At 37.4% G+C, this 9251-nt stretch carries 10 protein-coding genes and 1 rRNA gene; 8 read left to right on the top strand and 3 right to left on the bottom strand.

Annotated elements, in window-relative coordinates:
* From GG9_RS0109105 to nusG, 6 genes are all read left to right on the top strand, one after another.
* Positions 1–614, top strand: a 614-nt coding sequence (locus tag GG9_RS0109105; RefSeq protein ID WP_032825222.1) for an EF-Tu C-terminal domain-related protein, incomplete at its 5' end; no start/stop codon positions are given.
* Between the two features lie 231 nt (positions 615–845).
* Positions 846–2144 (top strand): trigger factor, encoded by a 1299-nt coding sequence (gene tig, locus GG9_RS00005; protein ID WP_005632981.1) that lies wholly within the window; start codon positions 846–848, stop codon positions 2142–2144.
* A 126-nt stretch (positions 2145–2270) separates the two neighbouring features.
* Positions 2271–2852: an ATP-dependent Clp endopeptidase proteolytic subunit ClpP gene (gene clpP, locus GG9_RS00010; protein WP_005632980.1), complete on the top strand. Its 582-nt coding sequence runs from the start codon at positions 2271–2273 to the stop codon at positions 2850–2852.
* 8 nt (positions 2853–2860) lie between these two features.
* A complete protein-coding gene (gene clpX, locus GG9_RS00015) occupies positions 2861–4102 on the top strand; it encodes an ATP-dependent protease ATP-binding subunit ClpX (RefSeq protein WP_005632979.1) in 1242 nt (413 codons plus the stop codon).
* 139 nt (positions 4103–4241) lie between these two features.
* Positions 4242–4658, top strand: coding sequence for a preprotein translocase subunit SecE (secE, locus tag GG9_RS00020; RefSeq protein WP_005632978.1), 417 nt, complete (start codon positions 4242–4244; stop codon positions 4656–4658).
* A 1-nt stretch (position 4659) separates the two neighbouring features.
* Positions 4660–5217 carry a transcription termination/antitermination protein NusG gene (gene nusG, locus GG9_RS00025; RefSeq protein ID WP_005628071.1) on the top strand — a complete coding sequence of 186 codons (558 nt, stop codon included), beginning with the start codon at positions 4660–4662 and terminating at the stop codon, positions 5215–5217.
* A gap of 192 nt (positions 5218–5409) precedes the next feature.
* Here nusG and GG9_RS00030 read toward each other — a convergent pair whose 3' ends face one another.
* Genes GG9_RS00030 through metN form a run of 3 tightly spaced genes read right to left on the bottom strand, consistent with a single transcriptional unit; the run spans position 5410 to position 7986 of the window.
* Positions 5410–6231, bottom strand: coding sequence for a MetQ/NlpA family lipoprotein (locus tag GG9_RS00030; RefSeq protein ID WP_005632977.1), 822 nt, complete (start codon positions 6229–6231; stop codon positions 5410–5412).
* A 38-nt stretch (positions 6232–6269) separates the two neighbouring features.
* A complete protein-coding gene (locus tag GG9_RS00035) occupies positions 6270–6959 on the bottom strand; it encodes a methionine ABC transporter permease (RefSeq protein ID WP_005632974.1) in 690 nt (229 codons plus the stop codon).
* A complete protein-coding gene (gene metN / locus GG9_RS00040) occupies positions 6949–7986 on the bottom strand; it encodes a methionine ABC transporter ATP-binding protein MetN (protein WP_005632972.1) in 1038 nt (345 codons plus the stop codon). The genes GG9_RS00035 and metN overlap by 11 nt, the downstream gene beginning before the upstream one ends.
* Positions 7987–8161: 175 nt before the next feature.
* Between metN and gmhB the strand changes: the two genes are divergently transcribed.
* Both gmhB and GG9_RS0109100 read left to right on the top strand, forming a co-directional pair.
* Complete coding sequence (gene gmhB, locus GG9_RS00045) at positions 8162–8716, top strand: D-glycero-beta-D-manno-heptose 1,7-bisphosphate 7-phosphatase (protein WP_005632970.1); 555 nt, start codon at positions 8162–8164, stop codon at positions 8714–8716.
* A 339-nt stretch (positions 8717–9055) separates the two neighbouring features.
* Positions 9056–9251 (top strand): 16S ribosomal RNA (locus GG9_RS0109100); the annotation flags it as partial.

Raw genomic sequence — 9251 nt, 5'->3', positions numbered from 1 at the left:
AGTTAGCAAACCACTTAGATACTTATATCCCAGAACCAGAGCGTGCGATTGACCAACCGTTCCTTCTTCCAATCGAAGATGTGTTCTCAATCTCAGGTCGTGGTACAGTAGTAACTGGTCGTGTAGAACGTGGTATCATCCGTACTGGTGATGAAGTAGAAATCGTCGGTATCAAAGATACAGCGAAAACTACAGTAACAGGTGTTGAAATGTTCCGTAAATTACTTGACGAAGGTCGTGCAGGTGAAAACATCGGTGCATTATTACGTGGTACAAAACGTGAAGAAATCGAACGTGGTCAAGTATTAGCGAAACCAGGTTCAATCACGCCACACACTGACTTCGAATCAGAAGTGTACGTATTATCAAAAGAAGAAGGTGGTCGTCATACTCCATTCTTCAAAGGTTACCGTCCACAATTCTATTTCCGTACAACTGACGTAACTGGTACTATCGAATTACCAGAAGGCGTGGAAATGGTAATGCCTGGTGATAACATCAAGATGACAGTAAGCTTAATCCACCCAATCGCGATGGACCAAGGTTTACGTTTCGCAATCCGTGAAGGTGGCCGTACAGTAGGTGCTGGTGTTGTAGCGAAAATCATCAAATAATTGATGTATTCTTGAATGTCTTAAAGACAGAAAGAAGACAAGAGAAAGTGCGGGGAAAATTCTCCGCACTTTTTGTTTATAGATGATATTTGAAAGTTATCAAAATGTGATTTTTTAATCAGTATTTTATCGACTGGTTACATTTCTTTCGTTATAATTGAGCGTCTTATTTTATTTAACAAACGTGTTCGGTGTGGATTTTTACCGAGTGCAAATTAATTGAGGTAACAAATGTCATTAAATATTGAAACAACTCAAGGTTTAGAACGCCGTGTAGCGATCACCGTTCCAGCTGAAACTGTATCTAAAGCAGTTCGTGAAGAATTTAAACGTGCATCAAAAAATGTGCGTGTAGATGGTTTCCGTAAAGGTCATGTTCCTGCACACATCATCGAGCAACGCTTCGGTGCATCAATCCGTCAAGATGTATTAAACGATTTATTACCACGTCATTTTTTTGATGCCGTGATTGCAGAAAAGATTAATATTGCAGGTCGTCCAACTTTTGGTATTGAAACTTTTGAAGAAGGTAAAGATCTAGTTTTTACCGCAACTTTTGAAGTTTATCCAGAAGTTAAGTTACAAGGTTTAGAGAATATTAAAGTTGAAAAACCAACTGTTGAAATCACAGAAACTGATATTGATAAAATGGTTGATGTGTTACGTAAACAACAAGCAACTTGGGCAGAAACCGACTCTGCATCGAAAGCAGATGATCGCGTAACTATTGATTTTGTTGGTTCTGTAGATGGCGAAGAGTTTGAAGGCGGTAAAGCATCTGACTTCGTATTATTTATGGGACAAGGTCGTATGATTCCTGGTTTTGAAGATGGTATCGTAGGCCATAAAGCAGGTGAGCAATTTGATATTAATGTAACTTTCCCTGCTGAATACCATGCAGAAAACTTAAAAGGTAAGGCGGCAAAATTTGCAATTACCTTGAAAAAAGTAGAAAACATGGTGTTACCTGAGTTAACAGATGAGTTCGTTGCTAAGTTCGGTCCGAATACTAAATCTGTTGCAGATTTACGTGTAGAAATTCGTAAGAATATGGAACGTGAATTGAAAAATGCATTAGTTTCACGTGTTAAACAACAAGTAATTAACGGTTTAATTGAACAAAATCCAATTGAAGTTCCAGCTTCTGCAGTAGAAGAAGAAATTAATGTATTACGCAATCAAGCGGCTCAACGTTTTGGCGGTAATGCACAACAAGCTGCACAGTTACCACGTGAATTATTTGAAGCGGAAGCAACTCGTCGTGTTCAAGTAGGTTTATTATTCTCTGAAGTGATTAAATCTAATGAATTAAAAGCTGATGAAGAACGTGCTAAAGCAATGATTGCGGATATTGCATCAGCTTACGAGCAACCAGCTGAGGTTGTTGAATACTATAGTAAAAACGAAGAATTAATGAACAATATTCGTAACGTAGTATTAGAAGAACAAGCAGTGGATGCAGTACTTGCTAAAGCACAAGTTACTGAAAAAGTTTCTTCGTTTGATGAAATTATGAATCCACAAGCATAATGATTAATTAATATCGTTATGATTGAATAAAAGTGCGGTCGCTCTTTTTAACAAAAGCGACCGCATTTTTATTTGTATGTTATTTAGAGTAAAATAATTAGCAATTTTAGATAAAAAGGTAAGAACATGAGTGTAATTCCTATGGTTGTTGAACAGACTTCGCGTGGCGAGCGTTCATACGACATTTATTCCCGTTTATTAAAAGAGCGTGTGATCTTCCTAAGTGGTGAAGTGGAAGATCGTATGGCAAATCTCATTGTGGCTCAGCTGCTTTTTTTAGAATCTGAAGATCCAACTAAAGATATCAATATCTATATCAACTCTCCTGGTGGTTCTGTGACCGCAGGTATGGCTATTTACGACACAATGCAATTTATTAAGCCAGATATTCGCACACTTTGTATTGGTCAGGCATGCTCAATGGGCGCATTCTTGCTTGCTGGTGGAACCGCTGGAAAACGAGCTGCGTTACCAAATGCGCGTGTGATGATTCACCAACCTTTGGGCGGTTTCCGTGGCCAAGCATCGGATATTCAAATTCATGCACAAGAAATTTTGAAAATTAAACAAACCTTAAACGATCGTCTAGCATTCCATACTGGGCAAAGTATCGAACGAATTGAGAAAGATACAGATCGCGATAACTTTATGTCAGCTGAAGAAGCAAAAGCATATGGTTTAGTTGATGAAGTTTTAATTAAACGTTAAGGAAACACATGTCAGACAAAGATAAAGATTTACATTGCTCTTTTTGCGGAAAAGAAAAAAGCGAAGTAGATAAATTAATTGCTGGTAAAGACGGCTATATTTGTAATGAGTGTATTGAACTTTGTCATTCAATGCTTGAAGAAAGTAATGATGAAAGTGTAGACGAAAGTGCGGCAGAAAATGAGGAGAAATTACCAACTCCTCACGAAATTCGCGCTCATCTAGATGATTATGTTATTGGCCAAGATTATGCGAAAAAAGTGCTTTCTGTCGCCGTTTACAATCATTATAAACGCTTACGAACTAATCATGAAAATAACGATGTTGAGCTCGGTAAAAGTAATATCTTGCTTATTGGACCAACGGGTAGTGGTAAAACATTGCTTGCTCAAACACTAGCTCGTCGTTTAAACGTGCCGTTTGCGATGGCTGACGCGACAACATTGACTGAGGCTGGCTATGTCGGTGAAGATGTAGAAAATGTCCTACAAAAGCTTTTACAAAACTGTGAGTATAATACTGAAAAAGCAGAGCAAGGCATTATCTATATTGATGAAATCGATAAAATTAGCCGTAAATCGGAAGGTGCATCAATTACTCGAGATGTATCTGGCGAAGGTGTACAACAAGCATTGTTGAAACTCATTGAAGGTACTGTAGCGTCTATTCCTCCTCAAGGCGGGCGTAAACATCCGCAGCAAGAAATGGTGAAATTGGATACATCAAAAATTCTCTTTATCTGCGGCGGTGCATTTGCGGGATTAGATAAAATTATTAGTAAACGTACACAAACAAGCACGAGTATCGGTTTTAGTGCGAAAGTAGAAAAGGATGAAGAAGAAAAGTCTCTTTCTGAATTATTCCGCCAAGTAGAACCAGATGATTTAATGAAGTTTGGTTTAATTCCGGAATTTATTGGGCGTTTACCCATGATTTCTCCACTAAGTGAATTAGATGAAGAGGCCCTTGTGCAAATTCTTACACAGCCTAAAAATGCCTTAACTAAACAATATCAAGCTTTATTTGGACTTGAAAATGTGGAGTTAGAATTCACTCCAGAAGCTTTAAAAGCAATGGCGAAGAAAGCGCTTGAAAGAAAAACAGGCGCACGTGGTTTACGTTCTATTGTCGAGGCTGTATTACTTGATACGATGTATGATTTACCATCTATCGAAAATTTACGTAAAGTAGTCGTGGATGAAAGTACCATTGTAGATAATACTGCTCCAAAATTAGAATATCATTCTTAATAGAAAAGTGCGGTTGTTTTTCCTTATGTTTTCTATTTTGCTTGATGATTTTCAATAGGCAAGGCGAAAAGAAAATGCTACAATCGCACATTCTTATAACTTTATTCTTATTTTCCTAAGTAAATAACGGATTCAATTTATGGCAACTGAAATTGTTGATAAAAAGAAAAATGTACCAGAGACGATGGTAGAAGGTAAATCTAAAGGATTAAATACCCTTCTTTGGATTTTAGCCGCAGTCTTTTTTGCTGCAGCTGCAATTGGTAATGTTTATTTCCAAAAAGTATATTCATTACCTATTCGTGTAGTGGGTGTAGTCATTGCATTAGTGATTGCTTTTGCATTTGCAGCAATTACTAATCAAGGTACAAAAGCTCGTACATTCTTTAAAGATTCAAAAATAGAAGCGCAAAAAGTGGTATGGCCAAGTCGCCAAGAAGCGCGTCAAACTACATTAATCGTAATTGGGGTAACAATCATTGCATCCTTATTTTTCTGGGCGACAGATTCGATTATTGTGACAGTAATTAATTTCTTAACTGATTTGAGATTCTAAAATGACTGAAGAAACAACTGTATCAAAAAAACGTTGGTATGTATTACAGGCGTTTTCTGGTTTTGAAAGCCGAGTGGCTTTAACTTTGCGTGAATATATTAAACAGCAACAAATGGAAGACCAATTTGGTGAAGTGTTAGTTCCAACTGAAGAAGTTGTTGAGAATGTTGCAGGTAAACGTCGTAAAAGCGAACGTAAGTTTTTCCCTGGCTATGTGCTCGTAGAAATGGAAATGAATGATGAAACATGGCACTTGGTGAAAAGTGTTCCGCGTGTTATGGGATTCATTGGTGGTACACCTGATAAACCAGCGCCAATTTCTAAACGAGAAGCGGATACTATTTTAAACCGTCTAGAACAAACCACAGATAAACCGCGTCACCGCAATGAGTATCATCCTGGTGAAGAAGTTCGTGTGGCTGAAGGTCCATTTGCAGACTTTAATGGTACAGTAGAAGAAGTGGATTATGAAAAAGGTCGCTTAAAAGTTTCTGTATCAATCTTTGGTCGTGCTACACCTGTTGAACTAGAATTTGGTCAAGTAGAAAAAATACATTAATTCTTGATTAAGAATAATTAAAAAAATTACCGCACTTCTATAGTGCGGTTTTTTCATGCTTTGAATTTATCAAGGTATGCATTGCTTACGTGATCTTTAATTCTAGAAATTAATTGGCCGTAGAGGGAAATAAGATATAAAAAATCCCTTGCAGAGCAAGGGATTTAGTAATGCGTTAAAGTTCGGTAGAAATTACCAACCTTTTACAACCCCATCTTTGAAGTGTTTTTTAGCTTCTTGATAAACTTCTTCTGTTTGGTAAGATTTTACGAAATCTTGAACAGCTTTGCTGTCTTTGTTATCGGTACGAGAAACGATAATGTTCACATATGGAGAATCTTTATCTTCTACAAATACACCGTTATCTTGAGCATTTAAGCCCACTTGACCCGCATAAGTGTTGTTTACTACAGCTAAATCAACATCGTCTAATGCGCGTGCCGCAACAGAAGTATCTACTTCAGTGATGTTTAATTTTTTCGGATTTTCAACAATATCTAATACAGTTGAAAGAAGGTTATTTGCATCTTTTAATTTGATTAAACCTTGTTTCTCAAGAAGAATTAATGCGCGGCCACGGTTTGTTGGATCGTTAGGAACAACAACTTTAGCACCGTCTTGTAATTCATTCACATTTTTGATTTTTTTAGAATAACCCGCTAATGGATAGACGAAAGTATTACCCACGATGACTAAGTTATTTAAATTTTTCGCTTTTGCATCTTCATCTAAATAAGGTTTATGTTGCATTGCGTTTGCATCTAAATCACCTTTAGATACCGCTTCATTTGGTAATGCGTAGTCATTGAATTCAACGAATTGAACGTCTAAACCATATTTTTCTTTAGCAACTTTTGCTGCAATTTCTGCAACTTGGTGCTCAGGGCCAGACATTACACCGACTTTGATTTTAAGTGGTGCAGCTGCGGCTTCAGGTTTTTTGTCTTCTTTACAGCCTGTTAAAACGAGAGTTGATGCGATTGCAGTGATTGCAAAAAGTTGTTTTAATTTCATAGGATTTCCTTCCTGTTTAAGTTAAGAGTTGTGTTTAATTAACGATGATCCACTTTTTTAGCCAGTGTATCGCCGAGTTTTTGGCTAATCATAACGAATAGCACAATAATAATGGTTGCCACCCAAGTGACATAAGGCATATTGCGATATACGCCGTAGTTGATAGCGAGGCTACCTAAGCCACCGCCGCCTTGCGTCCCCGCCATTGCAGAGTAACCAACTAAAGTGACCAGCGTAAGCGTGATACCATTAATGAGTGTTGGTAGTGCTTCTGGTAAATAGAATTTACGAACAATCTGCCATTTGGTTGCCCCCATTGCTTGAGCAGCTTCGGTTAAACCATTTGGAATTTCCATTAATGCATTAGCAGTTAAGCGAGCCACGAATGGCATCGCACAAATACTCAATGGAATAATTGCTGCTGTTGTACCTAATACGGTTCCCACGATGAAACGTGTTACAGGTAATAAAATTAAGAGCAAAATAATAAATGGAATGGAACGCCCGATATTAATAATCGTGTTTAACACAAAATGAGTGCGGTTATTTTGTAAAATCTCATTTTTTCCAGTTAAGAAAGTCCATACGCCAACAGGCACGCCGACTACTACGGCAAGTAAAGTAGATGCAAAACTGATATAAATCGTTTCATAAGTTGCTGTTGCGACAACACCCCACATTTGAGGTGTTAATTGCTGGCTGAATGTTGTCAAGAAATCATTGAACATAACCAAGCACCTCCACGCGCACATTGTTTTCCATTAAATAAACTTTGGTTTGCGTAATGGCATCGTCATCGCCTTCTACTTCAGCAATGGTATAACCAAATTTCACGCCTCCAGCATAATCAATTTGTGAGGTTAAGATGCTGAGCTCCACGCCAAATTTTTTTGATGCCTGAGAAAGTAACGGCGCATCAACTGATCGGCCGGTAAACTCAAATTTGATAATTGGATACGCTTTACTATGTTTCGGCGTATCAGTAAGATTTTCCAAATATTCATCAGGTAGACTAATGTGGAAGGTCGAACGAATAAACTCTTGTGCTAATTCTGTTTTAGGATTTGCAAAAATTTCACCAACAGTACCTTGTTCAACTAGGCGACCTTGATCAATGACAGCAACTTGATCACAAATCTGTTTAACAACTTCCATTTCATGAGTAATCAACAAAATCGTAATACCTAAAGTGCGGTTAATTTCTTTTAATAATTTCAGAATAGATTGCGTCGTTGCAGGATCTAATGCGCTGGTTGCTTCATCACATAATAAGACTTTAGGATCGCTAGCTAAGGCGCGTGCAATGGCTACACGTTGTTTTTGCCCACCAGAAAGATTACTCGGGTAAGCATCACGTTTTTCACTTAAACCAACAAGCTCTAAAAGTGCGGTGATTTTTTCTTGGATTTTTGCTTTTGACTCACCTTCTAATTCTAAAGGTAATGCCACGTTTTCAAATACAGTACGAGAACTTAGTAAATTGAAATGCTGAAAAATCATTCCGATTTGACGACGAGCACGTACTAACTCGCGATCAGAAAGTCCTGTTAATTCTACGCTATCAACAATAACGGAACCGCTTGTCGGTTTTTCTAATAAATTCACACAGCGGATTAATGTACTTTTTCCTGCGCCAGATGCACCAATTACGCCACAAATTTGACCTTTTTCGATGTTTAATGAGACATTATCCAGCGCAGTCAATTTCTTGCTAGGTAGCTCAAAAATCTTTGTTATATTGCTTAGCTTAATCATATAAGCCCTTTTTATTTGTTATTTTTAAATCTATTTCGGTATTCTAGACGTCTAGATTGCTATGTCAATATGTCAGATTATCTTTTTTAGAAAGATTGGTTATGAGTTATATTTGCTAATTGCTTGGATTAAATAGATAATTTTCGTCAATTTGACATTTATAAAAGGTAAGAGAATGAATAAGGCTATTTTTTTAGATCGCGATGGTACGTTAAATATTGATTATGGTTATGTACACGAAATTGATAACTTTAAGTTTATTGATGGTGCGATTGATGCATTGCGTGAATTAAAGAAAATGGGATATATGTTGGTGTTGGTTACCAATCAATCTGGAATTGCGCGTGGCTATTTTTCTGAGGAGCAGTTTTTACAGTTAACAGAATGGATGGATTGGTCATTGGCTGAACAAGATGTGGATTTGGATGGTATTTACTATTGCCCACATCATCCTGAAGGAAAAGGTGAATATAAAGAAGACTGTGATTGCCGGAAACCTAAATCTGGCATGCTATTGCAAGCGATCAAAGAATTAAAGATCGATCCTGCGCAATCTATTATGGTTGGAGATAAAGTTGAAGATCTAAAAGCGGGAATTGGCGCGAAGGTGAAAATGAACGTATTAGTTCGTACAGGTAAACCAGTAACAGAGGAAGGCGAGAGAGTAGCAGATTATGTGTTAGATTCTATCGTTGATCTTCCTAGAATTTTAAAACGCTTAAAAAAATAGTTCAAAATATCTATATTTTGCTCTGATCGCTTGCGCTTTAATCAAAAGATCATTTTTTTAAATATTTTTACAAAAAGTACTTGCAAGGGATTTGAAAATCCCTATAATGCACCGCACACAACGACGCACTGTTGTGAAGTATTTAAGTTTCTAGGTGCGTCGTTGTTTTTTGCTCTTTAACAATGTATCAGACAATCTGTGTGGGCACTTGTTGATTGACTTGTTTTAAAATATTTTTTAATTTTGAAGTCTTAATAGGTGCTTAACTGAAAATTCATCATTACTTTTTTAACTAGTATTTTTATTTATAGCTAAGCAGTTTATTGAGCGATTGAACTTGAATTGAAGAGTTTGATCATGGCTCAGATTGAACGCTGGCGGCAGGCTTAACACATGCAAGTCGAACGGTAGCAGGAGAAAGCTTGCTTTCTTGCTGACGAGTGGCGGACGGGTGAGTAATGCTTGGGAATCTGGCTTATGGAGGGGGGATAACGACGGGAAACTGTCGCTAATACCGACGTAATATCGAAAGATT

The sequence above is a fragment of the Haemophilus haemolyticus M19501 genome (assembly GCF_000222025.1).
In the GTDB taxonomy this organism is placed as follows: domain Bacteria; phylum Pseudomonadota; class Gammaproteobacteria; order Enterobacterales; family Pasteurellaceae; genus Haemophilus; species Haemophilus haemolyticus_G.
This window is presented reverse-complemented; position numbering and strand designations above follow the sequence as displayed.

What these genes read in the sequence shown, in the direction of transcription:
- gmhB (WP_005632970.1), top strand. Translation starts at nt 8,162, where the DNA reads ATGAATAAGGCTATTTTTTTAGATCGCGATGGTACGTTAAATATTGAT.
- secE (WP_005632978.1), top strand. Translation starts at nt 4,242, where the DNA reads ATGGCAACTGAAATTGTTGATAAAAAGAAAAATGTACCAGAGACGATG.
- GG9_RS00030 (WP_005632977.1), bottom strand. Translation starts at nt 6,231, where the DNA reads ATGAAATTAAAACAACTTTTTGCAATCACTGCAATCGCATCAACTCTC.
- nusG (WP_005628071.1), top strand. Translation starts at nt 4,660, where the DNA reads ATGACTGAAGAAACAACTGTATCAAAAAAACGTTGGTATGTATTACAG.
- GG9_RS00035 (WP_005632974.1), bottom strand. Translation starts at nt 6,959, where the DNA reads ATGTTCAATGATTTCTTGACAACATTCAGCCAGCAATTAACACCTCAA.
- clpX (WP_005632979.1), top strand. Translation starts at nt 2,861, where the DNA reads ATGTCAGACAAAGATAAAGATTTACATTGCTCTTTTTGCGGAAAAGAA.
- metN (WP_005632972.1), bottom strand. Translation starts at nt 7,986, where the DNA reads ATGATTAAGCTAAGCAATATAACAAAGATTTTTGAGCTACCTAGCAAG.
- clpP (WP_005632980.1), top strand. Translation starts at nt 2,271, where the DNA reads ATGAGTGTAATTCCTATGGTTGTTGAACAGACTTCGCGTGGCGAGCGT.
- tig (WP_005632981.1), top strand. Translation starts at nt 846, where the DNA reads ATGTCATTAAATATTGAAACAACTCAAGGTTTAGAACGCCGTGTAGCG.